Source organism: Plantactinospora solaniradicis, assembly GCF_042658085.1.
GTDB lineage: Bacteria > Actinomycetota > Actinomycetes > Mycobacteriales > Micromonosporaceae > Plantactinospora > Plantactinospora solaniradicis.
Genome location: NZ_JBHSPR010000029.1, coordinates 143,323 through 166,886, shown reverse-complemented (window position 1 = coordinate 166,886; position 23,564 = coordinate 143,323). Strand labels below are relative to the sequence as shown.

Annotated in this window: 24 protein-coding genes, 1 tRNA gene and 1 pseudogene; 12 read left to right on the top strand and 14 right to left on the bottom strand. The window is 70.4% G+C overall.

The features are described 5' to 3' along the window. The 4 genes from ACFP2T_RS28605 to ACFP2T_RS28590 are packed head-to-tail and all read right to left on the bottom strand — an operon-like array spanning nucleotide 1 to nucleotide 3,860. Nucleotides 1-258 (bottom strand): acyl carrier protein, encoded by a 258-nt coding sequence (locus ACFP2T_RS28605; protein ID WP_377426946.1) that lies wholly within the window; start codon nucleotides 256-258, stop codon nucleotides 1-3. Further along, complete coding sequence (locus tag ACFP2T_RS28600) at nucleotides 245-1,537, bottom strand: type III PLP-dependent enzyme (RefSeq protein WP_377426943.1); 1,293 nt, start codon at nucleotides 1,535-1,537, stop codon at nucleotides 245-247. The genes ACFP2T_RS28605 and ACFP2T_RS28600 overlap by 14 nt, the downstream gene beginning before the upstream one ends. Beyond that, entirely contained in the window at nucleotides 1,537-2,901 is a 1,365-nt protein-coding gene (locus tag ACFP2T_RS28595; RefSeq protein WP_377426940.1) for a preATP grasp domain-containing protein, read from the bottom strand. Before ACFP2T_RS28595 ends, ACFP2T_RS28600 begins: the two co-directional genes overlap by 1 nt. A gap of 14 nt (nucleotides 2,902-2,915) precedes the next feature. Further along, nucleotides 2,916-3,860: a 3-oxoacyl-ACP synthase III family protein gene (locus ACFP2T_RS28590; protein WP_377426937.1), complete on the bottom strand. Its 945-nt coding sequence runs from the start codon at nucleotides 3,858-3,860 to the stop codon at nucleotides 2,916-2,918. A gap of 265 nt (nucleotides 3,861-4,125) precedes the next feature. Between ACFP2T_RS28590 and ACFP2T_RS28585 the strand changes: the two genes are divergently transcribed. Genes ACFP2T_RS28585 through ACFP2T_RS28570 form a run of 4 tightly spaced genes read left to right on the top strand, consistent with a single transcriptional unit; the run spans nucleotide 4,126 to nucleotide 9,491 of the window. Then, nucleotides 4,126-5,970 (top strand): condensation domain-containing protein, encoded by a 1,845-nt coding sequence (locus ACFP2T_RS28585; RefSeq protein WP_377426935.1) that lies wholly within the window; start codon nucleotides 4,126-4,128, stop codon nucleotides 5,968-5,970. Next, nucleotides 5,967-6,836, top strand: a complete 870-nt coding sequence (locus ACFP2T_RS28580) for an ABC transporter ATP-binding protein (protein ID WP_377426932.1) — start codon at nucleotides 5,967-5,969, stop codon at nucleotides 6,834-6,836. The genes ACFP2T_RS28585 and ACFP2T_RS28580 overlap by 4 nt, the downstream gene beginning before the upstream one ends. Before the next feature lie 11 nt (nucleotides 6,837-6,847). Continuing rightward, nucleotides 6,848-7,657 carry an ABC transporter permease gene (locus ACFP2T_RS28575; protein ID WP_377427024.1) on the top strand — a complete coding sequence of 270 codons (810 nt, stop codon included), beginning with the start codon at nucleotides 6,848-6,850 and terminating at the stop codon, nucleotides 7,655-7,657. A gap of 13 nt (nucleotides 7,658-7,670) precedes the next feature. Further along, nucleotides 7,671-9,491, top strand: coding sequence for a carbamoyltransferase family protein (locus tag ACFP2T_RS28570; RefSeq protein ID WP_377426930.1), 1,821 nt, complete (start codon nucleotides 7,671-7,673; stop codon nucleotides 9,489-9,491). A gap of 30 nt (nucleotides 9,492-9,521) precedes the next feature. On the opposite strand, the gene ACFP2T_RS28565 is transcribed toward ACFP2T_RS28570, so the two are convergent. The 3 genes from ACFP2T_RS28565 to ACFP2T_RS28555 all read right to left on the bottom strand — a co-directional run bounded on the left by ACFP2T_RS28565 (nucleotide 9,522) and on the right by ACFP2T_RS28555 (nucleotide 11,417). Continuing rightward, a complete protein-coding gene (locus ACFP2T_RS28565; RefSeq protein WP_377426928.1) occupies nucleotides 9,522-10,058 on the bottom strand; it encodes an RNA polymerase sigma factor in 537 nt (178 codons plus the stop codon). Then, nucleotides 10,055-10,720: a hypothetical protein gene (locus ACFP2T_RS28560; RefSeq protein ID WP_377426925.1), complete on the bottom strand. Its 666-nt coding sequence runs from the start codon at nucleotides 10,718-10,720 to the stop codon at nucleotides 10,055-10,057. The genes ACFP2T_RS28565 and ACFP2T_RS28560 overlap by 4 nt, the downstream gene beginning before the upstream one ends. A gap of 103 nt (nucleotides 10,721-10,823) precedes the next feature. Then, entirely contained in the window at nucleotides 10,824-11,417 is a 594-nt protein-coding gene (locus ACFP2T_RS28555) for a hypothetical protein (RefSeq protein WP_377426922.1), read from the bottom strand. Nucleotides 11,418-11,658: 241 nt separating this feature from the next. On the opposite strand from ACFP2T_RS28555, the gene wrbA reads away from it, so the two are divergent. From wrbA to ACFP2T_RS28540, 3 genes and pseudogenes are all read left to right on the top strand, one after another. Further along, nucleotides 11,659-12,270: an NAD(P)H:quinone oxidoreductase gene (gene wrbA / locus ACFP2T_RS28550; protein WP_377427022.1), complete on the top strand. Its 612-nt coding sequence runs from the start codon at nucleotides 11,659-11,661 to the stop codon at nucleotides 12,268-12,270. Between the two features lie 352 nt (nucleotides 12,271-12,622). Continuing rightward, nucleotides 12,623-12,844, top strand: a pseudogene (locus ACFP2T_RS28545) (site-specific integrase); the annotation flags it as partial. Nucleotides 12,845-13,503: 659 nt separating this feature from the next. Next, nucleotides 13,504-14,133: an HAD-IA family hydrolase gene (locus ACFP2T_RS28540; RefSeq protein WP_377427019.1), complete on the top strand. Its 630-nt coding sequence runs from the start codon at nucleotides 13,504-13,506 to the stop codon at nucleotides 14,131-14,133. 252 nt (nucleotides 14,134-14,385) lie between these two features. On the opposite strand, the gene ACFP2T_RS28535 is transcribed toward ACFP2T_RS28540, so the two are convergent. The 4 genes from ACFP2T_RS28535 to ACFP2T_RS28520 all read right to left on the bottom strand — a co-directional run bounded on the left by ACFP2T_RS28535 (nucleotide 14,386) and on the right by ACFP2T_RS28520 (nucleotide 15,832). After that, complete coding sequence (locus ACFP2T_RS28535; RefSeq protein ID WP_377426919.1) at nucleotides 14,386-14,784, bottom strand: VOC family protein; 399 nt, start codon at nucleotides 14,782-14,784, stop codon at nucleotides 14,386-14,388. Beyond that, nucleotides 14,781-15,008: a divalent-cation tolerance protein CutA gene (cutA, locus tag ACFP2T_RS28530; protein ID WP_377426916.1), complete on the bottom strand. Its 228-nt coding sequence runs from the start codon at nucleotides 15,006-15,008 to the stop codon at nucleotides 14,781-14,783. The genes ACFP2T_RS28535 and cutA overlap by 4 nt, the downstream gene beginning before the upstream one ends. A 102-nt stretch (nucleotides 15,009-15,110) precedes the next feature. After that, nucleotides 15,111-15,185, bottom strand: a tRNA-Val gene (locus tag ACFP2T_RS28525). Between the two features lie 50 nt (nucleotides 15,186-15,235). After that, nucleotides 15,236-15,832, bottom strand: a complete 597-nt coding sequence (locus tag ACFP2T_RS28520; protein ID WP_377426914.1) for a TIGR02611 family protein — start codon at nucleotides 15,830-15,832, stop codon at nucleotides 15,236-15,238. A 295-nt stretch (nucleotides 15,833-16,127) separates the two neighbouring features. On the opposite strand from ACFP2T_RS28520, the gene ACFP2T_RS28515 reads away from it, so the two are divergent. Then, nucleotides 16,128-16,559 carry an SsgA family sporulation/cell division regulator gene (locus ACFP2T_RS28515; RefSeq protein ID WP_101365276.1) on the top strand — a complete coding sequence of 144 codons (432 nt, stop codon included), beginning with the start codon at nucleotides 16,128-16,130 and terminating at the stop codon, nucleotides 16,557-16,559. A 150-nt stretch (nucleotides 16,560-16,709) separates the two neighbouring features. On the opposite strand, the gene ACFP2T_RS28510 is transcribed toward ACFP2T_RS28515, so the two are convergent. Then, nucleotides 16,710-17,486 carry an SDR family oxidoreductase gene (locus tag ACFP2T_RS28510; protein WP_377426910.1) on the bottom strand — a complete coding sequence of 259 codons (777 nt, stop codon included), beginning with the start codon at nucleotides 17,484-17,486 and terminating at the stop codon, nucleotides 16,710-16,712. Between the two features lie 191 nt (nucleotides 17,487-17,677). Further along, complete coding sequence (locus tag ACFP2T_RS28505; RefSeq protein WP_377426907.1) at nucleotides 17,678-19,852, bottom strand: glycoside hydrolase family 44 protein; 2,175 nt, start codon at nucleotides 19,850-19,852, stop codon at nucleotides 17,678-17,680. Between the two features lie 260 nt (nucleotides 19,853-20,112). Between ACFP2T_RS28505 and ACFP2T_RS28500 the strand changes: the two genes are divergently transcribed. The 4 genes from ACFP2T_RS28500 (at nucleotide 20,113) to ACFP2T_RS28485 (ending at nucleotide 22,502) form a co-directional block, all read left to right on the top strand. Further along, complete coding sequence (locus ACFP2T_RS28500; RefSeq protein ID WP_377426904.1) at nucleotides 20,113-20,583, top strand: hypothetical protein; 471 nt, start codon at nucleotides 20,113-20,115, stop codon at nucleotides 20,581-20,583. A gap of 166 nt (nucleotides 20,584-20,749) precedes the next feature. Beyond that, on the top strand, nucleotides 20,750-21,577 hold the full coding sequence (locus tag ACFP2T_RS28495) for a helix-turn-helix transcriptional regulator (RefSeq protein WP_377427017.1): 828 nt from the start codon (nucleotides 20,750-20,752) through the stop codon (nucleotides 21,575-21,577). A 139-nt stretch (nucleotides 21,578-21,716) separates the two neighbouring features. Further along, nucleotides 21,717-22,172: an RrF2 family transcriptional regulator gene (locus ACFP2T_RS28490; protein ID WP_377426901.1), complete on the top strand. Its 456-nt coding sequence runs from the start codon at nucleotides 21,717-21,719 to the stop codon at nucleotides 22,170-22,172. Nucleotides 22,173-22,322: 150 nt separating this feature from the next. Next, nucleotides 22,323-22,502, top strand: coding sequence for a DUF4236 domain-containing protein (locus ACFP2T_RS28485; RefSeq protein WP_377426898.1), 180 nt, complete (start codon nucleotides 22,323-22,325; stop codon nucleotides 22,500-22,502). An 84-nt stretch (nucleotides 22,503-22,586) separates the two neighbouring features. Here the strand turns inward: ACFP2T_RS28485 and ACFP2T_RS28480 are convergent, their stop codons facing one another. Next, nucleotides 22,587-23,498 (bottom strand): hypothetical protein, encoded by a 912-nt coding sequence (locus ACFP2T_RS28480; protein ID WP_377426895.1) that lies wholly within the window; start codon nucleotides 23,496-23,498, stop codon nucleotides 22,587-22,589. Nucleotides 23,499-23,564 lie beyond the last annotated feature (66 nt).

Below are 23,564 nucleotides of genomic sequence, written 5' to 3'. Positions count from 1 at the left end.
TCAGGCGTCGTCGTTCAGGTTTGCCGACACGTAGCTGGCGAGCGTCTCCAGTGACGTGAAGTCGGACATCTCCAGGTTCTCCGGGTCGACCTCGATCCCGACCGTGTCCTCCAGCGCCATCAGCAGTTCCAGGATCGACGTGGAGTCCAGGTGCAGGTCCTCGAAGAGCCGGGTCTGGCTGGGCATGTCCGACACCGGCCGCTGGAGCACGTCGCTCAGTGCCTGCTCGATGCCGGCGATGATCTTACCTTGATCCATGACTGGTCCTTTCTGGAGCGGCGGCGGTGGTCGCCGGAACGGGGAGTGGAACCAGACGTTGCGACCGGAGCAGGTCGTCGACGGTGTCGCGGTGGCGGATCAGGTGCGCGTCGCCGTCGAGCAGGAGCACCTCGGCCGGGTGGCCGTGGCTGAGGAACAGCACCGGTGAGGCGCTGGGGCCGTACGCGCCGGAGCGGTCCACCCCGAGCAGGTCGCCGGGCCGGACCTCGGGCAGTCGGACCCGCTTGCCGACCACGTCGTTGGGGGTGCAGAGCGGGCCGGTGACCGTGTAGGTCTCCTCGGCCGGCTCGTCGGGGCGGGTGAGCGACCGGATCGGGAAGTTGCGCTTGACGAAGCTGCCGATGCCGACGGCGGCCATGTGGTGGTTGGTTCCGCCGTCGGCCACGACGAACCACTCGCCCTTGGACTGCTTGACGTACCGCGCCCGCACCACGTACGTGCCGCACCAGCCCACCAGGTACCGCCCCAGTTCGGTGATGATCCGGGTGTCCGGATGACGCTCGCGGAACGCCGCCACCGCCTGGTTGACGCCGTCGACGGCCTCGTCGCCGTCGAGGTCGGTCTCGTTGTCGAAGTACGGCACGCCCCATCCGCCGCCGATGTCCACGACCTCCAGCGGAATGTCGAGGATCCCGGCTGTCGCCTCGGCGGTGGCGAGGATGCCCCGGGTGTTGTGCAGCACGGTGGACGCGTCGAGGATGCGGGTGCCGAGGTAGGCGTGGATCCCGACGACGCGTACCCGGCGCAGGCCCGTGAGCGCGGCCGGGCGGCCGCGCAGGATCTCCTCGTCGATGCCGAACTGGCGTGGCTTGCCGCCCATCGAGAGCCGGGAGCCGTGGGTGTCGAAGTCGGGGTTGATCCGCAGCACGATCCGCATGCCGTCGGCGATCTCCATGGCGTCGAGCGCCAGCACCTCGTCGAGCGACTCGCAGACCACGGCGTGGATGCCGCTCTCGCAACAGGCCCGGAGTTCGGCAGCCGACTTGCCGGGTCCGAGGAAGATGACGTCGGCGGGGTCGACGCCGGCCCGAACGGCGGTGACCAGCTCGGCCAGCGAGGAGACCTCGATGCCCGCGCCGAGCGCGCCGAACAGCCCGCAGATGCTGATGTTCGGATTCGCCTTGGCGGAGTAGAAGACGTCCACGGCGGGATGCAACCGGCTCCGCAACGCCTCGTACCGCTGGCGCAGCAGGTCACCGTCGTAGACGTAGACCGGGGTGCCGAACCTGTCGGCCACCTCGGCATAGCGATCGGTCATCAGTGCTCCCGGGGTGCGAGGTGTGCGAGTGCGGCGCGTGCGGCGTCGTCCAGCGCCGTCAGACCGGCCTGGTCCGCGGCGACGAGCAGGGCGTACAGCCGGCCGTCGAAGGGCGGCGGGCGGCCGGCATCGGCGTTGACCGTGCCGAAGCAGGTGATGACGAACCGCTCGGGGCCGTCGCGGTGCAGGACCGGGGCGAGCACCCGGGCGAGTTCGTCGAAGGCGACCGGCGCGGAGAGCCGCAGCGGATAGTGCCGGGCGAACGCCACCAGACCCGGAGGCTGGCAGCGCTCGGTCACGCTGCCCTGGTAACTCGACATGTTCAGCCGGGCGTTGATTTCGAGTACGGGGTACAGCACGTCGGAGGTGGTGAGGATCGCGTCCACGCCGACGATGCCGGTGTAGCCGTCGTCGTACAGCCGTCCGCCGACGAGCTCGGCGGCGTGCTCCAGCTCGGCGCGTTGTCCGGAGGTCAGTACGGCCGGCATGAGATGTCCCTTGTGGACGCCGTTCTCGGTGATCGCCCGCTTGACGAAGTCGAACGCGACCCCGCCGTCGCCGGCCACCGTGAGCTGGTAGTTGAGGTCGTGGCTCTTGTCCTGCCACTCCTCCACGACCACGTGCAGCCGGTCGTCGCCGGTGCGCTCGGCCCGGCGGTCGACCATCCGGAGCAGCCGGTCCGCCGTCTCCGGGCGGTCCACCAGCAGCAGGCCCTTGCCGGACACCCCGTAGGCGTCCTTCACCACGATCGGGGTGCCGGCGGCGAGCGCCGGCCGGCGGCGGCGCAGCACCGCCGCGAGTTCGTCGCGACTCTCACAGCAGTCACCGGGGATGCCGCGCAATCCGACCGCCGCCGTCAGCCGCCGACCATAGATCTTGCTGTTGACCCGGGCGAAGGTGGCCGCGTCGGGCACCGCGAGCGGCAGGCCGCAGCGCTCGGTGAGCTTCTGTTCCAGCACCGTCGTCCCCATCGGCAGCAGGTGCGCACCCTCGGCGCCCAGTGCGGACAACTGCCGTAGCAACTCCGGTGAGTCGAGCACGTCCTCGGTGGTCGACCGGTCGGGGCGGACGTTCTCCGGGACGAGCACGGTGGGCACCGGCAGGCCCAGCCGGGACAGGTACTCCCGGTACCCCGGGTCGAGCGGATGCTTGAGGATCAGCACGTCGTCCGAGCCGGCCAGCAGGACGCCCAGTTCCTCCATCCGGGCCACCACCGAGGTCGGCACGGCGAACCGCGGCGCGGGCAGTCCGACGTATCCGTCGGCCCACCAGTTCTCGGCCTCGAAGTTGCAGACGAAGACCAGACGCCCGGTGGGTATTCCGAGCAGCCTGCCCTTGAGCGTACGCAGATAGCTCGTATCCATCGTCCGTCCCCTCGTCAGTACTCGAGAACCATGGCCGCGTACGTCGCGCCAACCCCGACGGAGGTCAGGAGGTAGCGCTCGCCCGGAACCAGCAGATCGCGGTCCCGCATCGTCGCCAGGTTCAGAAATGGGTCGGAACAGTAGGTGTGGCTGTAGCGGGAGATGTTGTCGAGAAACACCCGGTTCCGATCGAGGCCGACCTTCGCGCACAACCGCAGCCACAGCGTCCGATTGACGTTGTGCGGGACCACCATCGCGATGTCGGAGATATCCAGATCTGCTCGGCGCAGCGCCTCGGTCATCATTTCCCACAGGTACACGTTGTACGTGTCGTCGAATTCGCGTTGCCGCTCGACGGTCATCCGGAACCCGTCCGCGAACTCCCCGGCGGTCCGGGCCGCGTAGGAGAGGATCCGGCTGCCCGGTCCGTCGATGCCGAGCAGGCACGCCGCGGACCCCTCCCCGGTGACCGACACGTTGAGCATGTACCGGACGAGACCGGTGAACGGCTTCTCCCCGGTGATCACCAATGCCTGCGCGGTGCGGTCGCCGTCGGCGCGCAGCAGCTCACCGGCCACGTCCAGCGCGGCCAGGTTGCTCGCGCACATCTGGTGGGTCACCGCGAACGCGTCCGCGTCGGGCAGGCCCAGCCGTTCGCGCAGCCGGTCGGCCGCGAAGACGTACGACGGGGTCAGGTCGGGGAACGTGTGTGCGTAGATCAGATACCGGATGCGTCCCGGATCGGGCACCGAACGCAGCACCATCTCGGCCGGCGCGGCGAGCAGGTCGAAGAGGTCCAGGTCGGGATCCAGATGTACCCGGTCCAGCCCGCGAATCCGGCGGAACATGCGCGCCTGATGCCGGTTCAGACCGTTCGCCTCGGCAATCTCCTCCACGGTCCACGACCGCTCCGGCGCGAACGCCTCGACGCGCAGCAGGGTCGTGACGTGGTCGGCCACTGATTCCTCCAAGTTAGCGTCCCACCGTTCTGCTCTGGTCGGCCACAACGCTCGGCGTGCGGCGATGCCAGATTATGCGTGAGATCCCTTCGGCGGAACTGGGGATTCCCCTACCTTCTATGATGGCTGTCAATGTATAAAGGGTCGGGCTTACCCGATTGCGGGGGCCTGCGAATTCGCCTAGCGTCTCCGACAGCCGCCTGGCCAGTCGACGTACCCCAGGTCCGATCGACGCGGCGACTCCCGGTTCCCTGAGGAGACAGCAATGGGAATACGACCTATTGACCTTTTCCCGCCACCTGTCGTCGGGCAGCGAACGTCGACCGTCGAGATGCGCCGGGTGGACAGGCGGTACGTGAAGGTCACCGGCGTCCGGGGCGGCGAGGGACCACTGACCCTCGGGCATCTCGCCATGCTCAAGTGGATCCGCGAGGAGAAGCCGTACGGACGCTGGGCGGCCGCGCCGCTGGAACTGCCCGGCGGCGCCACCGTCGACGACGTCGTGGCGGCGCTCGGCGTCCTCGTCGCCCGGCACGAGGGCCTGCGTACCCTCTTCACCGGCGAGGGCGAGCAGCTCGTGCAGCGGGTTCTGCAAACCTGCGAGCTGCCGCTGGACGTGTACGAACACGACGACGCCACCGCGGCCGCGCTGATCGAGGAGCTGTTCCACCGGCTGCGGGACGGGGAGTTCGACCTGGCCGAGGAGCTACCGCTGCGGGCCGCGGTGGCCGTCCGCGACGGCGTTCTCACCACCGGCGCCGTGGTGTACTCGCACGTCGTCGTCGACCTCATGAGCGCGGAACTGCTCGGACGGCAGTTCACCGAACTCGCCGCCGACCCCGCCCGCCGGACCGTCGGCCCACCCCTGCACCAGCCCCTCGACCAGGCCGCGTACGAGCGGTCGCCGGCCGGGCAGCGCCGGCTCGACACCGCCGTCGAGTACTGGGGACGCCACCTACGACGGCTGCCGCAGTGCACCTGGGCGACACCGCGATCGGAGCAGCCCGCCGCCGGTGCCACCTCCGGCTGGCTGTGGTCCCGCGCGGGTGCCCTGGCCCTGCCGCACATCACGGCCCGGATCGGCGCCAGTGAGTCGATGGCCGTGCTCGCCGCGATCTGCGCGGTGCTGGCCCGACGCACCGGTCTGCCGCGCTTCCCGTTGCCGACCCTGGCCAGCAACCGGACCGAGCGTCGGCTCCGGGGATACATCGGCCCGCTGGCCGCCGACAGCCTGGTGCCGATCGACGCCGACGCCGAGACCTACGACGAGCAGGTGCGGCGGGTGGGCACCGCGGTACTGCGGGCCGGCCGGCAGGCGATGGTCGACGACGCCAAGCGGGTCCGGATCATCGATCGGATCCACTACGAGCGCGGTAGCTGGTACGGCCGGGACACCACCTTCAACGACGCCAGCACGTTCAACGACAACGCGGAGACGTCCGGCCCTGCGGGGCCGGCCGCCGGGAACCCGGCGCCCTCGACCGACCCCGCCGAGGGCGCCGGGAACCCTGGACCCTCGGCCGACCCGGCCGAGGTCCGGCGAGCACTGGGCGAGAGCCGGGTGTGGTGGCAGGACTGGCCACCCATCTCACCGCTGCTGGCGTTCCGGCTGATGCAGAAACGGGGCGAGCTGGTGCTCGGTGCCATCGGCCACGACCGGAACCGGATACCTCCGGCGGAGATCGAGTCCCTGCTACGCGGGATCGAGCAGGTGCTGGTGGCCGGGGCCGAAGGGGACTTCGCGCTGTCCCGGATCGGCGAGTTGACCGGCATCGAGCCGATGGACCGGGGCGACGGATGGCGGCTGGTCGACTCCAGTTGGGTCGAGCTGGCGCAGGCCCAGCGACTGCTCGACGAGACACTCGACGCGGCGGTGAAGCGGGTGTTCGCGGTGCCGGAGGACGACGGGTTCCGGCTGGTGGCGTACCTGGTCGGCGGCTCGGTCCGGACACCGCGACAGGCCCACGCGGCCTGCGTGGCCGCGATGCCGGGCCGCCGCACCGCCATGACGCCGCACCGGTACGTGATCTGCGCCGACCCGCCCGCCGACCCGGCCGACCCGCAGGCGTGGGCACGCCAACCCGTACTGACCGCTGGCGACGGCCGATGAGTGGCGGCCCGGCCGGCAATCCCGCGATCGTCGTGTCCGACCTGCGCAAGTCGTACCGGGGGCGGCCCGCGGTGGCCGGGATCGACCTGGTGATCCCGCGTGGTGAGGTGTTCTCCCTGCTCGGACCGAACGGTGCCGGCAAGACCACCACCGTGGAGATCCTCGAAGGGCACCGGCGCCGGGACTCGGGCGAGGTACGCGTGCTCGGCGTCGACCCCGCGCTCGGCCGGGCGGACTGGAAGGCCCGGATCGGCATCGTGTTGCAGCGCTCCGACGACCTGACCCAGGCCGGTGCGCTGACGGTCCGCGACTGGGCACGCGCGATGGCGGCGTGCTTTCCGAACTCCCGGGACCCGGACGAGGTGATCGAACTGGTCGGCCTGGCGGACCGGCGCAACGCCCGCGCGGCACACCTGTCCGGGGGGCAGCGCCGCCGGCTCGACGTCGCGCTCGGCATCATCGGCCGGCCGGAGCTGCTGTTCCTGGACGAGCCGACGACCGGGTTCGACCCCGAGGCACGACGCCGGTTCTGGGACCTGATCGCCGACCTCGCGCGGGCCGGTACCACGATTCTGCTCACCACCCACTACCTGGAGGAGGCCGAGCACCTCGCCGACCGGGTCGCCGTGATCGTCGACGGCCAGATCGTGGAGGTCGGTCCGCCGCAGACCCTCGGTGGCCGGGCCTCCGCGGCCGCCACGGTCCGCTGGCTCGGCCCCGACGGACCACGCAGCGTGCAGACGTGTACGCCCGCCGCGCTGGTCACCGATCTGGCCGCCCGGTTCGGCGAGGACGTGCCGGGCCTGGCCGTCGAGCGGCCCACCCTCGAAGAGGTCTACCTGCGGATGATCGGAGCGCCGGCGTGAGCGCCGCCGCGATGCTCGGGCGGGCGCCCGCCCTCCTGGCGGTCACCCGGGCCCGGGCCCGGGTGGAGTTCCTGGTGTTCATCCGGGAATGGATCTCGGTCGTCTTCACCTTCATCTTCCCGGTCCTGCTGCTGATCATCCTCGGATCGATCTTCCACGGTCAGCGGCTGCCGGGCGACGTCGACCTCGCCCAGTACTTCGTGGCCGGCATGATCGGCGCCGGGCTGTTCGGCGTCAGCTTCCAGAACGTCGCCATCGCGATCCCGATCGAACGGGACATCGGCACGTTGAAACGGTTGGCCGGTACGCCGATGCCCAGGTCCGCGTACTTCCTCGGCAAGATGGTGATGGTCGCGTTCGTGGCGCTGGCCCAGAACGTGCTGCTGCTCGGCATCGGCTCGGCCTTCTTCGGCCTGCAACTGCCGGACACCGTCGGGCGGTGGATCACCTACCTCTGGGTCATCGTGCTGGGCATCGCCTCGTGCACCATGCTGGGCATCGCCGCGAGCGGGCTCGTCCGCAACGGCCGGACCGCCCCGGCCATCATGTCCCCGATCGCGATCGTGCTCCAGTTCATCTCCGGCGTGTACTTCGTCTTCGCCACCCTGCCGAACTGGATGCAGACGGTGGCGGCCATCTTCCCGCTCAAGTGGATCGCCCAGGGCATGCGGTCGGTGTTCCTGCCCGACGCGTACCGGGCCCAGGAGCCGGCCGGTAGCTGGGAACTCGACCGGGTCGCGCTGGTCCTCGCCGCCTGGTGCGTACTCGCCTTCCTGGTCGCCGTACGCACCTTCCGCTGGCGCGCCCGGACCGACGACTGAAGGAGACAAACCGATGAGGGCTGCGAACCGTCCCACAGTGGTGCTCGGCTACAGCGGACTGCACGGCTCCGCCGAGCTGAAGGCGTCCTGCTTCCCCGGGCTCGACGAACGCGAGGCGCGGCTGTTCCAGGGGCTGGACTCGGCGGCGGCGCTGGTGGTCGACGGCGAACTGGTGGCGGCGGTGCAGCAGGAGCGGTACTCCGGCGTCAAGTTCGACCACGCGTTCCCGATCGACGCCATCTGGTCCTGCCTGCGCCTGGCCGACCTGGACGTCTCCCGGGTCGACACGGTCGCGCACAACTTCGACCACTCGCGGGTCCGGGTCTTCGCCCAGGGCGAGCCGTACGCGCGCCGCCGCTACACCGAGGTACTCGCGCCCGAGCGGCAGGGCGACCTGCTGCACCGGTTCGTGCCGGCGCTGTCCGGAGCGGAACTGGTGCCGGTGGCGCACCACCACGCGCACGCACTGACCGCCGCGATCCCCTCCGGCTTCGACGAGGCGCTCGTGGTGGTCCTGGACGGGATGGGAGAGCTGCACGCGGTCAGCGTCTACGCCTGGCGGGACGGCACCCTGGACCGGCTGGCCGCGCTGGACTACCGCAGCAGTCTCGGGCTGTTCTACGCCCTGGTCACGATGTTCACCGGGTACTGGCCGAACAGCGACGAGTACAAGGTCATGGCGCTGGCGGCGCTCGGCGATCCGCAACGCTACCGGGCGGCCATGGCCGAGGCCGTCACGCTCGGCCCGGACGGACGGCTCGACGTACCGGTCCTGCGACACAACCGCGACCCCCGCAGCCGGGAGACCTTCGCCGGCTCCCGCGCCTGGCTCCGGGACCGTGTCGGCCCCGAGCGCGGGCCGGGCGAGTCACTGACCCAGGCGCACATCGACCTGGCCACCGCCGCGCAGGAGCGGCTGGAGCAGGCCATGGCCCACCTCATCGGGCACTGGGTCCGACAGACCGGGCTACGCCGGGTCGCGCTGGCCGGCGGGGTGGCGCTCAACTGCGCCGCGATCGGCAAGCTCGCGTACTCCGGGTTGGTCGACGCGATCTACGTACAGCCGTGCGCCGGGGACGAGGGCACCGCCGTGGGCGCCGCCCTCGCCGTGGCCGGTTCCACCGCCGTGGCGAAGGCGGCGCGCTATCCGGTGATGACCTACCTGGGTCCCGACGTGACCGAGGACGGCCCGCCGGCCGGACATCCGTACTGGTCCGTCGAGGTCGCGCCGGGGGTCGCCGAGCGGGTGGTGGCACGGCTGCTCACCCGGGGGTACATCATCGGCTGGGCACAGGGCCGACTGGAGTTCGGTCCCCGGGCGCTGGGCAACCGCAGCATCCTGGCCGACCCGCGGGACCGGGAAGCACGGGACCGGGTGAACGCCGCGGTCAAGTTCCGGGAGGAGTTCCGGCCACTGGCTCCGGCGGTGAAGGCCGAGTGCGCGGACCGCTTCTTCGTCGTACCCGCCGGCACCAACCTCCGACACATGACGGTCGCCGTCGCGGTACGCCCACACGCTCGGCCGGCCATCCCCGCCGTCGTGCACGACGACGGCACCGCCCGGGTGCAGACCGTGTACGAGGCGGAGAACCCCCGGTTCTGGCGGATCCTCGACGAGTTCGAGCGGCTGTGCGGCGTACCGGTCCTGATGAACACCTCGCTCAACATCAAGGGCAGACCGACCGCGCGGGCCGGCGCCGAGGCGTTCCACACGTTCACCTCGTCCAGCCTGGACGTGGTGGTCATCGCCGACCGGCTCTACGCCAAGCCATCCGCGGTGGGTGACGCCGTCGACGCGCTGACCGCCGTCACCGGGGTGGTGGCGGCGGTCTGACCCGGGCCGACCGACCTCGACGCAGGATCGTCACGCGCTGGCGGTGCTCGACCGGGCCGATTCCTCCGAGTCGAGCGCGGCTCTGAGCCGGGCGCGAGCACGTTCGAGTCGTTTGCGGGTCGTTGCGGGAGACAGTCCCAGGGCGGCGGCGGCCTGGCCGGGGGTGAGGTCCTCCCAGGCGACGAGGGTCAGTAGCTCCCTGTCCTGCGCACCGAGCCGATCCAGAGCCACGCGTACGGCCGAGGTGGAGTCGTCGGGAGCGACGGCCGGTTGGGTCCGCAGGTGCTGGCGCAGCCGGTCGGCGAGGCGATTGCGGCGAGCGGTGCCGCGACGGTGGTTGGCCAGGACACCGCGAGCGATCCCGATCAGCCACGCCCGCGCCTGGGGAGGGTCGGTGGGCACCTCGTCGAGGCGTCGCCAGACGACGACGAAGACGTCGGCCATCAGGTCCGCGCCGGCGTGCGGCGGGTCCGTACGCCGGGCAAGATACCCGAGTACGGCCCGGCCGTGATCGTTCATCAATCCGGTGAACCGGGTTTCGGCCGACTGGTGCACCGGTGCGGTCATCGGATGCCGCCCAGCGGCAGCCCGGCGCAGTTGCCGTGGAGCTCGACGGCGACGCGTGCCTCGTCACCGCGTGCGGCGGCATCGACGACCTGCCCGAGATTGGCGACGACCCCGCCGCCGTCCGTGGCACGTATCGCCGGTGCCGCGATCGCCCTGCGCAGCGCCTCGACCGCCTCGGCCTCGGCGGCGTCGTCACCCGCGTCATGCCGCGCATCCCAGGCCGCCAGCCAGGCGCACACTCCGTAGCCGCTGACCATGCTCCGTACCCCGAGATCGGAGACCTGGGCGGGCCGCTCCAGGCCCTGATCGCGCACCTGGGCCACGTAGGCCGCCCGGTCCGTCCCCGGGGGCAGCGGAAGCTCGGCGCTGTAGTCGTCGAGTGCCCGCCCGAAGTCCGGCGACGCGGAGTCGTGCCAGACCGCGAAGCCGGCGGCCGCGGTCAGTAGCACCGCGCCGGCGGCCACCGGCACCGGCCACAGCCGACGCCAGCGCCGCAGGAGGCGGGACACGGTTCCCCGGCGCGACCGCGCCGGCTGCGTCCTGACCACCTCGACGGCCAGATGCTGCAAGACGTTTCCGAGTTCGCTGTCCGGATCTGACGGTGCGGGTGGTGCCGCACTGCGCACCAGGTCGTCTATCCGGTCATTGTCCAAGATCGTCATCGTGGCCCCTTCTTCCGTCGTCCTCGGAGAAGAGATGTCCACCATGACCCCACCCGTGACAGCCTTCCCCACCTCGACGGGGGCACTCGACGGCCGACCCGTCCTACGAGGCCAGGCACTGCCCGTTGGGCAGCAGGCCACCGACCAGGTGGTCGCCGTCGCCGCGCCCGACGTCGAGGTAGCCGACCACGCAGCCGTCGCCCATCCGCAGCGCGTACACCAGGGCGCCGTCGGGAGCCGGATCATCGGGTCGGGCCACCCGGACCACGCTGTCGGCAAGCCCTGCCTGAGCCAGGGCACGCTCGGCTGCCGCCACGTCGGCGGCGGTGGCCGCCCGGGTCGGCCGAGACCCGTGACAGCTCGGATCGGCGAGCGTCGGGCACCCGGAACTGCGGGAGACGGCATCGTGCATGATCGCCGCAGTGCCCTCGTAACCGATGGGGCCGCGCGAAGATATCGGAGCCCGCCGCGCCAGGTCGCGCTGCTTACGGTGGCAGAGCTCCAGGGCTCGCTGCCGTGCGGCCTCGTCCCCCGAGGAGAAGACCACCGCGCAGGTGTAGCCGGTCGGCTCGGTGCTCCGTAGATATCCGTACAGTCCGGCGCCCGCCGCCGCGGCAACCACCAGGGCGATCAGCCACAGTCTCCGCCGACTCCTGCGCGGGTCTCCCGGATTCTCCGGCCGACCGAATACGAACACGACCGGGATCATAGAGGCGCCCGCACCGCGAGGCCGCCCACACCGCGAGGCCGCCCACACCGCGAGGCCGCCCACACCGTTCCCGGGCCGCCACTCGGGACGGTACACCGGGGAAACGAGTCCGACCGGACACGCCATTCGATCGGCTCAGCACGCCGATCTGTGAGGGTCGGCACGTCACCTCACACTCCGCAGGGCTGCGTCGTCGGACCCGTGAACCCGAACGCGAGGGAAGGAAACGATCGTGCAACCCGTGAACGTCGCGATTATCTACTACAGCGCCACCGGTACCGTGCACGCCTTGGCGCGGGCCGCCGCCGACGGTGCGGAAAAGGCCGGCGCACAGGTCCGACTGCGCAAGGTCGCCGAAACGGCCCCACCGGAGGCGATCAACGCCAGGCCGGAGTGGACCCGGCACCTCCGGGACACCGCCGACGTCGCCGAGGCCAGCCACGACGACCTGGCCTGGGCCGACGTGGTGCTGTTCGGCACCCCCACCCGCTTCGGCAACCCGGCCAGCCAACTCCGGGCGTTCATCGACACCACCGGTGCCCTGTGGTACCAGGGCAAGCTCGCCGACAAGGTGTACTCGGCCTTCACCGCCTCCAACACCGCCCACGGCGGACAGGAGTCCACCCTCCTCGCGCTGGGAAACACGTTCTACCACTGGGGCGGCATCATCGTGCCCCCCGGCTACACCGATCCCATCCAGTTCCAGTCCGGCAACCCCTACGGCACCTCCCACGTGGTTGGCGACGGCCCGGCCAGCGAGGTGGCCCTGCAGGCGGCCCGTCATCAGGCCCGCCGCGCCGTCGACACCGCGGCCGCGCTCAAGGCCGGTCGCGCCACGTAGCTGTACTTCGCAGGGCCAGCCACAGTAGCGCCAGACCTTCGCCGACGATGTCCGTCTGCCACAGCTTCACGTCTCGCGGAGTTAGCGCTTGTCATCCAGGGGCATACGCGCCGTCATGATCGGTTCAAGGGGTCGTCATGGTGTGTCGAGGGGGTCGGACACGGGATCGTGATCGGAGTCTGCCCAGTCCAGATCCTCATTGAGGTCTACGCAGACGATCAGCAGCTTTCTCACGTACCGGCCGTCCGAGATCATTTGAATCGCACCCGGCGACGCCGACCTACGCCACCGACGAGAGGTTCGTAGGTCGGTCCATCGCCCGGGATTGAGCCACAAGCGACTCGACCGGCGGCGCGGCTTCGAGCGCTCCCGGCGACCTCCCTGTGACAAGGCACGGGTGCGACCGATCACTGTGCACGACGTGCGCTGGACGCGTGCGTCGCTGCTGGCGGACCTCGGCGTGCAGCCCCGGGTGGCGATGCGGGTCCTCCGGCACGCCCAGTTCTCGATCATCATGGAGATCTACACACAGGCGTCGTCCAGGGCCACCCGCGAAGCGCTCAAGCGGCTTGGGTTGGTCTCTCGACGGCTGACTACTGCTGTACTTGGTGCTGTACGGGCAGCAGAAAGGCCACCCCCCATCGCTGGGAAGTGGCCTTCGAACTGCGTGGGCGATACTGGGATCGAACCAGTGACCTCTTCGGTGTGAACAAGGTCAAGTTCCATGTGTGACATGGGCGTCTGGCTGTTCGCGCTGGTCACGGTGTTGGCGTTCGTCGGTCTAGCGAGGCGCGGGAAGCACTCCTTCACAAGATCGTCTCCCCGTTCTCTCCCAGACCGACGGGCCTGTACTTGGCTCCTGTCGGTGCCGGTTTCCCGTCGCGCAGGCTTCGCCCAGCTGCCTGTGGTGTGCGGCGGGTGCCCGTGGGTCGACCGGGCATCCCGGAGCCGCCCGGGTCCAAGGGCGGGTAGCCCTGGCCGCCGGAGGCCGGTTCCGGGTCGTAGGGCCGGAGGCCCTACCCCGCCGGAGGCGTAGCCCTGGTGGCTACCCGCTTGCGCGTCCTGGATCAGCGGGGCCGGCGTGAGGGCTTGCTGCGGCGCTCGGCGGTGGGGTGGGACGTAGCATCGGCAGTGACCGAGCTGATCGGACTGTGCCCCCGACAGATGCGGGTCCTGGTCGGCCCGGGTTTCGTGTGGGTGGCGACGCGACTAACGGGGTTTGGTGACTCAGGTATGGATTGGCCCGTTCTCTTCGATATCGACGGCACGTTGGTCGACTCCACCGAGGTAGTGACGACGGTATGGCGGGAGGTGGCGCGTCGTCATGGGGTCGATGCTGACGCGATCCTGCGGGTGTGTCACGGCCGGCGTGACGAGGATGTCGTTCCTGAGTTCTTTCCCGAGGGGTCTGTGGCGACGGTGGTGCGGCAGATCGCTGAATTGGAACTGGATTGTGCGGGTCTTGTGAAGCCGATCCCGGGTGCGGTGGATGTGCTGGGTCGGTTGAGCGGGCAGCGTTGGGCTGCCGTGACTTCGGGGTCGCGGGCGTTGATGACGGCACGGCTGCGAGCTGCCGGCTTGCCGGTGCCTGCCGTGCTGGTGGCTGCGGAGGACGTGAGTCGCGGCAAGCCGGATCCGGAAGGGTATCTGCTCGCCGCGCAGCGGCTTGATGTGGACGTGATGTCGTGCGTGGTGGTCGAGGACGCGCCCGCTGGTGTGGCGGCGGGCAAAGCCGCTGGCGCGGTTGTGGTCGGCCTTGCTAGTACACATCACCCGGACGTGCTCGTCGGCGCAGACGTAGTGATCGAGCAACTTGCCGCGCTTCCCTGGGTGATGGAGAGGCTTCCGCTGCGGCAGGGGTGAGGTCTCTGCGGTGACGCCAGCGGCGCCGGCTCTTGGTGACGGCACCGCCCGGCTCGCAGGCGAGCTTGCATGACGGACATGAAAGTTCACGCGCGGACTGCCCGGTGCCGGTGCCTGTGGGTTGGCGCCGGGCTTTGTCGTGCCTGCGCACGGGAGCCGCTGGGGGCCCGGCGCCGGGAGCGAAGCGGCAAGGCGCCGCGCCCCCGGCGGCAGCGGCCGCTTGCGGCCGCCTTGAAGACGTATGGAAAGTTCTCACCACGTAGGTCTGCGAGCCAGCAAGTCCGGAAAGGTGGTCTGTAGGACGCAGAACTCGTTGCCCCACGGATCACGCATCACCCAGAAGTCGTATCCACGCTCCTGCTGGTGATCCCATCGTGTGGCGCCGAGAGCTTCGAGGCGCCGAACCTCAGCCCCAACGTCGTCGGTTTCGAGATCGAGATGCATCCGCTCTTTGGCGGCCTTGCTATCGACGGTGCGTTGTAGCAGCACGCGAACTTCGGAGTCCGGCAGCCTAAGCCGCCGGTAGACGTGTCGGCTGCCCTCGCCGATCTGATCCTCGGTGGCGCTGAGGGCGGCGGACCAAAACTGCACGGCCCGGTCGAGGTCGTCACAGTCGATCACGAAGTGACAGAGGCGGCTGCGGTGTGTCATCCCGGGTCCCCGTCGGGTTCGGCAGTGGAGTCTAGGACCCACTGCATGTAAGCCGGGTTCCCTGCGACGACGGGAAGTGCGATGACGCACGGGACATCGTACGGGTGCTCCGCGTCAGCCTGCGCAACGATCTGCGGCACGAGACTGACCCTGGTGTGAAGCGCCACGCGTGCTTCGGGCTCGTCCTCGACGGTGCCTTCCCAGCGGTAGATCGAACGGATCAATGCCCACGAGATCGTCTCCCAGATTTCTCCCCAACCAGGGTGGGAGAAGCGGAAGAGGCCAGCCCCCGTACCGGGGATCTGGCCTCTGACCTGCTTGAACAGTGGTGGGCGATACTGGGATCGAACCAGTGACCTCTTCGGTGTGAACGAAGCGCTCTCCCGCTGAGCTAATCGCCCTCAGCGCGGACGACTGTACCTGATCGGCGCGTCGTCGCGCATCTCCGGGGTCAGTGCGTCGCGAGGTAGTGCATCGCCTGGGCGATGAGATCGATCCCCAGGCTGGCCCGCACCGACAGCCAGACCACGACGGCGACGAACACCAGACCGACCGAGCCGAGAACAATCCGCACCAACAGTGACTGGTCGCGTACCCAACGAGCCCAGCTCTGTACGTGCCTACGGGTGAAGTTGAGCAGCCGTTTGGCCCAGTGGAACTCCACCGCCCAGATACCCAGGCCGCCGATGACGATCAACCAGCCCGGCCCCGGCAACGGAATGAGCGCCAGGCCGATGGTGACGACGATCGCACCCGCGACCGCCACGAAGACCTTCAACGCGATCCGGCCGGTGGGGTTGGCTCGGATGATCTCCAGGGTCGTACGGAAGCGTTGCCGCCGGGTTCCCGGTGCGTCTGGATCGGTGCGGACGGCGCTCCCCTCGTCCACGTCTGACCTGGTGGCGGGTGTCGGCAGTGCTTCCCGCCTGACGCGCTCGTCCTCCGGCACGTCGTACCTCCGCTCGTCGACCGCCCCCGTGGCACCGGAGCGGACCTCCGGGCCGGCCCCGTTCACCCTCGACGCCCCCGTTGGAGCCGCTTTCTCCATTGAGGATGGTTTCGTAGCCATTTCAACCCCCAGTGTGGCCCGGCCCGTCACTCAACAGGACGACTGGACGTTACCGGAGTGAGTCGAAGGCTGAACCACCTGGCGTCGGGTGGACTCGAGTACCTGGGCGGAACTGGACATCCTACATAAAGATTCGATTTCGATCGGTAGCTAGGAAACCTCTTCCCACTACTGGGTGATATCAGCGTATGGCGGAGCGTAACCATGAGTAGCACCTGAGGATGGGAAAAGCGGGACACGTACGTCCCGCAGCGGTGCCGGGGGGAGAACGTCCATGAGTGTCATCCGACCGACCACGGTCGAGGTCGAGACGTCGTTAAGGCTCGTTGCACCTGACGCCACGGCTCTGCCCGTGCGCGCCAGTCTGCGCTACGACCCAGCCGACCCGTATGCGGTCCATGTCCTGTTCCATGCGGAATCCGCCGGAGGCGAAGCGGTCAGCTGGTCCTTCGCGCGGGAACTGCTCGTCACCGGCCTCGACGAGCCGGCCGGGATCGGCGACGTCCGGGTCTGGCCGTGGGCCACGCCCCGCGGCGACTTCGTCGCGCTCGCGCTCTCGTCACCGGACGGCAACGCACTGTTCGAGGTGCCACGCAGCGTTCTGGTCAGGTTCCTGCGCCGGACGTACGTGGTGGTGCCCCGAGGCCGGGAAGGCGACCACCTCGACGTCGACACGGCCGTCAACCGGCTCCTCGCCGGTCGCTAGACCGACAACCCGTCGGCCGCTCGTCGAGCGACCGTCCCGGGAGAGATCACCACGCCGCGCGGACCTGCCGAGTCCGCGCGGCGCCGGTTTGCTGTTAAGAAGGGCCCCTTTATATGCAAAAAGCGATAAGCGGGGGCCCTTCCTTACCCGTCAGCCGTGCGTCGTAATGCCACCGTCGACCGGGATGACGGCTCCCGTGAGGTATGCGCCGGCTCGCGAGGCGAGGTAGATCGCGGCCCCGGCCATATCGTCGGGCCGACCGATCCGGCCGAGCGGCACCTGGTGCTCGATCGTGGCGCGGGTGGCCGGATCGTCGAGCGCGAACGCCATCATCTTGCTCTCGAACGGTCCCGGGGCGATCGCGTTCACCGTGATGTGCTCGGGAGCGAGCTGGTGGGCCAGGCTACGGGTCAACATGTGCACGGCGGCCTTGGTGGCCGAATACGCGTACACCTCCATCCACGGCACCCGGATGCCGTCGATCGAGCCGATGTTGATCACCCTGGCCGGGTCGTCGGCGCTCGCCGAGGCCCGGAGCGCGGGCAGCAGCGCGGTGGTCAACTGGAAGACCGCCTTGACGTTGATCGCCCACAGCTTGTCGAAGGCGCTCTCCGGGTACGCCTCCAGCGGCGCCCCCCACGTCGCGCCGGCATTGTTGACCAGTACGTCCAGCGCCGGCACCTGCGCCAGTACCGCCTCGGCGAGCCGGCTCGCCCCGGCCGTCGTCGAGATGTCCGCCGGGATCGCGACGCAACTGCCGTACGCGGAGAGCCGTTCGGCGGCCGCGGCGCAGACGTCCGCCTTGCGGGACGAAATGATCACCTTTGCTCCGGCCTCGACGAAGCCCTGGGCGATCATCAGACCGATCCCCCGGGTGCCGCCGGTGACCAGCACCGCCTTGTCCTCGACCGAGAACAGACCTGGCATGCACACCTCTTCGACGTTGGGCCGCCGTCATCCCGACGACGATGCCGACCCGATTCACTTTACTTACCGCTCGGTAACGTAATCGTGGCCGCCCACCGGAACAAGCCCGGCGGGCGGACCAGCGATGCTGGGCTCGACCCGGCGATCCGCCGACTCGGCCCCGGCGATGCTACGGCTCGGTCCCGGCGATGCTACGGCTCGACCCCGGCGATCCGTAGCCCGTCCAGGTAGACGGTGACCCGGGTACTGGGTTCGAAGTTCGGCCCCGCGGCCCGCCAGCTGTGATCGTCCGACTCGGAGAACCGGGACCGGTCCGCCTTGCGGAGCCGTAGTTCGAGCGGACCGACCTGCCCGGCTGTCGGCACCACCCCGGCTCCCGGGGTGAACCCGACCTCCAGATAGCCGTCCGCACCCGGCCGGGGTGTCGGCAGCGCCACCACCCGCCGGGTGACCTTGGCACAGCCGAGGCTGGCCCGGTCGCACCACGCCTGCATCGGGCTCCGGCCGGAGTCCCGGGTGAACCAGTAGCGGACGGTGACCCGGGACAGGTCGACCGGCACCGCGCCGGAGTTCTCCAACCGGATCGCCGGCCTGATCTCGGCGTCCGTCGGCGACCGGTCCAGGTTCCGGTACCCGACCGTCAACGACGACGCCGGTGGGGTCGGCCGGTCCACCACGAACAGGGTCACCGAGTCGGCCGGGTAGATGTGGGTCAGGTGGCCACTCGGCGCGCCGGCCCCCGGCGACGGCACCACGATCTGCTGGTCGGGTGCGCGGACGATCGAGGTGAGGTCGGCGGCGCCGTACCGGTACACCTTGGCGGTCGACGCCGTCCGACCGCGCAGCGACAGCTCGCTGGTCTGCTCGGCGCCGCTCTTGTTCACCACCATGACGGTGAGCGCGCCGTCGTCGGTGCGCTCGGCCGCGTACACCGAAAGCTTCTCCTGGTCCGCGCTGGTCGCCCGGACGCCGACATCACCGAACCGGCCGCCCGCGCCGTCGTAGTTGCGGTACATCCGGAAGGCGTACGCGCCCGGCTGGGTCGCCCCCGGCGGTGCCCAGAGCGTCGCCAGGTCCAACCCCTCCCGACCGAAGATCCCGAGCACGTCGGCCTGGGTCAGCGCGCCGTTGACGTGGTCCAGCGCCCCCCAGTTGTATTCGGTGATCGCCGTCTTCGTGCCGGGGTAGTTCGCGGCCACCAGCTCCTTCATCCGGGGCACCAGCCGCACCTGGGTGTTGATCCAGCTCTCGTCGGTGTACGACGGATCCCACAGCGCCCGGGTCGAGCGCAGCCGCAGCGTGTTGGTGGCCGGGTCGTTGCCGTTGCCGAACGCCACCCCGGACGCCTGCGGGTAGAAGTGCATGTCGAAGTAGTCCAGCACCCGCTGCCCGTGCTCGTCGTCGTACTTCTTCATCTGTTGCAGGTACCAGGTGGTGAACGGCAGCCCGTCCCGGGCCGGCCGGTCGGGCGGGTTCGCCCAGCACCCGGTACGCCCGCAGACCTCCTGGTCCAGTCCGGAGTGGTCCCACGAGGTCCAGCCCCAGCCGACCGGGCCGAGCGTCGCCGCCGTCGGGTCGGCTTCCTTGATCGCCGCACCGATCGCGTACGCCTGGTCGCGCAGCTCCGCCGAACTGGCCCCGGTCGGATGCACGTCCCGATGGGTGGAGTGCCAGATGTCGGGCTCGTTGTCCAGGTTGTAGAACTTGACCCCGCCCTCGGCAGCCGTGCCGTACTTGGCGGTGAGGTGGCCGAGCCACTCCCGGACGTACTCCGGGCCGACCGGCACGCTGGTGTCCAGCGGGTCGTTGCCGGTCACCCGGGTACCGTCCGGCCGGACCCCGTTGCCGCAGTCGGGGCGCCACTCGTCGGTGCTCTGCTGCGGGCCGTACTTGGCCACCGAGAAGCCGCACGAGCCGTCCCGGGCCTTCGGCGCCCAGCCGATCAGCGGAACGGTGAGCACCGTGTCGGTGCCGGTACGACGGTCCTGCTCGACGAAGCGGTCCGTGGACGAGCCGTCCGGCAGCGCCTCGGGGTTGTCGTTGGCCTCGGCGATGTTCTCGAAGAACCAGTCCGAGGCGCGGTTGGTGGTGTCGTACCGGTAGTGGTAGCGCGTGGTGGCGTTGCCGCCCCAGCGCCGTACCGGCAGGGCCAACTCCTCGGCCAGCGCCTCGTCGGTGAAGTTCATGCCGTAGATGTGCGGGCTGATCGGGTGCCGGTCGGCGGCGAGGTCGACCTCGAGGGTCGGCCCGGGCTCGGCGAGGGCCGGCGCGGGCGCGAGGACGAGTGCTCCTCCGGTGCCGACGAGCGACGCACTGACGAAGAGTGATGCGCTGACGAACAGCGGCAGGACGGGTCTGCGGCGCATGAGCGAATCTCCTGGGATTCCTCCGCGCGTCCGAGGCGGATCGGACGGGCATGACGGGGTGGGGTCATGCGTGGTCTGCCTGCGTACCCGCGCGTCGTGGCCAGCCCGGACCGACGTCAGGCTACCGATCTTCGACGGCTGCGGTCAACGCCGGACGTCGATGTATAACAGGGTTTGACGACCCGTTCCGCCGGGTAGCCCCGGCCCGGCCGGTCCGCGACACGGAGCGGCGGGGCGACTTCGCGACAGGGGTGACGACGATGTCCGACGCGGTCACGCTGATGCACCGGGACCACCGGGTGCTGACGGCCCTGCTGGACCGGCTCGCCGTGCCGACCAGCGATCGGGTCGCGTTGGTCGAGGAACTCGCCGCCCGGTTGACCGCCCACCTGCGGGCCGGGGAGCAGGTCTACCCGATGCTGACCGCCCCGGACCACGCCGACGGTGTGGCTGACGCCTCGCCACCCCGGCTGCCCCGGGCCGGTTCCGCCGAGGACCGACTGCGGATCCTGCGGGCGACCGATCCGACGAGTTCCCAGTTCGACATCGCGCTCCGGGAGTTCACCGTCGCGGTCACCGAGCAGATGCGCACGGAGTCCGAACTGCTCCGCGACCTCGCCCGCCGCGTCGGCCCGGAGACGCTGCGGACCGCCGGCACCGTCTTCGACGCACGCCGGGCCCGGGAACTCCGGGTGTACGGCGTCGAGGACGGCCCCGCCCCGACCGGCTGAGCCCGGGATCGGCGGCGCGGAGGGGTGCGCCGGAAGTCGTCGACGGCTAACGTCGCAGGGGATGGTCCGATTCGGTCAGTTTCCCAGCGACCCGGGTGAGTCGCCGCCCCCGCCCGAATGGGCCGGTATTCGCACCCTCACCTTGCGCGACTTCTCGGTCGATCCCATGTCGCAGCGTCCGCTGCTGCTCGACCGGCATCTGCTCATTCTGGTCACGGTCGGACACGGGGCGCAGGAGGTCGACTTCCGGACCTACCCGTGCCGGCCCGGCTCGCTGATCTGGGTCCAGCCCGGTCAGGTCCTCCAGCACGGCGGGCAGGCCGGACTCGACGCGATCATGGTCTGCTGGGCCCCGGAGGCCATGGGCGGGCTCGGGGTCACACCCGTCGCACCGCCGTACGACGCCGGCTACTGGCAACTCGCCGGTGAGGACGAGGATGCGGTGATCAACGAGGTCAGCCAGTTGGTGGTCGACTGTCAGCGGCACCGTGGCGACAGCCTCGCCGCCGATCTGCTGCGGCACCAGCTCGCCGTCCTCCTGCTCCGCCTGGCACTGCTGCCGGCCAGCCCGGCGCCCGACGCCCCGGCAGCTCTCGAATCCGTACCGGGCCGCCCCACCGTACGGGAGGACGTCGGCAACTTCTGGCGGCTGCGGAACGAGGTCGAGCGCTCGTACGGGCAGACCCGACGGGTCGAGGACTACGCCGGCCGGCTGGAGTGCTCGGTGCGTACCCTCACCCGGGCCTGCCTGGCCGCCACCGGGCGCAGCGCCAAGCAGGTCATCGACGACCGGGTGGCGCTGGAGGCCCGGCGGCTGCTCGCGGCGACCGACCTCCCGGTCGCCGAGGTCGGGCGTCGACTCGGCTTTCCCGAGCCGACGAACTTCGGCCGGTTCTTCCAGCGGGAGGTCGGGCACAGTCCGGGCGCCTTCCGGGCCGGGCTGACCGGCCGGGCCGGTCTGCCCAACGCCGATCGGACTCCCCTGCTCGGCTGAGCAGAGTCCCTGCTCGACTGGGTGAACGACGCCGCACGGTTGGCACACGGTCGGGAAGTGGTCCCTGCTCGCCGGTAAGTCGTCGCCATCAGCCCTGGCCAGTGCCGGGCCGGGGGGCGGGGGCGTGCATGATGGGGGCGTGCAGATCTCCGCGCGAGGTGACTATGCGGTACGGGCCGGGCTGAGCCTGGCGGCGGCGTACCCGTCGCTGATGTCCGCCCAGGCGCTGGCCGCGGAGCAGGACCTGCCCCGCAAGTTCCTCGAGGCCGTGCTGGCCGATCTCCGGCGGGCCGGGATCGTCCGGGCCCAGCGGGGCGCGGAGGGCGGCTACACCCTGGCTACGGCGCCCCGGGAGATCTCCGTCGGGATGATCCTGCGGGCCGTGGACGGCCCACTCGCCGGGGTACGCGGGCTGCGTCCCGAGGAGACCCGGTACGACGGCGCGGCCGAGAACCTGCCCCGGCTCTGGGTCGCCGTCCGCGCGGCGGTGCGCGACGTCGTCGACGAGGTGAGCCTCGCGGAGCTGGTCAGCGGTCGGATGCCGGCGCACGTCCGCAAGCTGACGACCCGCCCCGACGCCTGGCAACCCCGCTGACCGACGCTCCCCCGCCCCGCTGACCGCCGGCGCGGACGTCCGGAGCGGACTGTCCGGTGAGGAGCCCGGCAGGTTTGCCGAACACGCGTACGGGGAACTTCGTGGCCACCCCGCCGGAAGAGCAAGCTTTGTCTCGAAGGGAGCATGGCCGTGGGTCTAATGTTCCGTAAGCGCAAGAAGTTCGGTCCGCTGATTCTCAACTTCACCGAGAACGGTTTCTCCTCCTGGAGTATCAAGATCGGCCGCTGGTCGTGGAACTCCCGGGCCCGGGCGCACCGGGTCGACCTGCCCGGCCCGCTGTCCTGGAAGCAGGACAAGTCACGCCGGTAGGTACACCTGCGCGGGGCGGGATGCCGACGGACGCCGTCGGCATCCCCGCCGCGTTTCCGGGGTGTTTCCGCGCGGTCGGGCCGGTCAGATCGCGGTGATGGTCACGTCCCCGGAGAGTCGACCCGCCGTCGGATCCCGGCTGACCAGGCCGGCGGCCAACAACGCACCGAGCACCCGGTTGGTGTCGGCCGCGCGGTAGACCGTCCGTTCGGCGGTGAACTGGCGCAGGTCCGTCACCGACGCCCGGCCGCCGGTCGCCAGTCGGGCCAGGAGTTCACGGCGCAGTGGCCCGGGATGCGGGGTCAGCGAGATGTCCAGCAGATGCCCCTCGGGATCGCCGGGATCCCGGTACCGCACGCCCGCGTACTCGTCCACCGCCCAGAGCGCGTCCTTGAAGGCGTCGAGCCGCTTGCCGGACGCGGTGGCGAAGACGATCCTCTCGGGTTCGGCCGGCGCGTCGGCGACCAACTCGACCTCGGTCACGAGTGGAAATCCGGCCTCGGTGAGCATTCGCCGGAGGTCCGGGCCGGACGGGGCCGGCGGATCGAGCGCCAACAGCAGCTCGGCGGGGCGCCCCACGGTCAGCGCGCCGAGGATGTCGCGATCGGGCCCCGGACCTCCCGTGGCGTCCAGATAGGCGAGTACCGGAGCACCGGCCGCGCCGGCCGCCTTGAGCGCCACGGGCAGCCGCGAGAGATCGCCCGGCATCAGGTGCGCGGTCACCTCGGCCGGCAGCTCCGGCTGCACCGCCGTGTGGCGTACGGCCAGTTCGTCCGTTACGCCGGCGATCGTCAGCACGGTCATCCGACGCCCCCGAAGCAGGTCCGCGAACTCGGTGAAGACCCGCAGCGCGGCGTCGGCCGCTCCGTCGTCGGGACCGGCGTACGCCTGCGCGAAGGTCGCCCGCCGGGACCGGTGCAGCGCCGCCGGGGTCCAGGAGTCGAGCTGGCGTACCAGCAGTTCGCGTTTGACGGCACCGATCGGGTCAGCGGGCATGCTGCGTGTCTACCGCGCCCGGTCCCGCTCTGTCACGCCACGGTGCCGCCTCGGCCGCCGATCGGG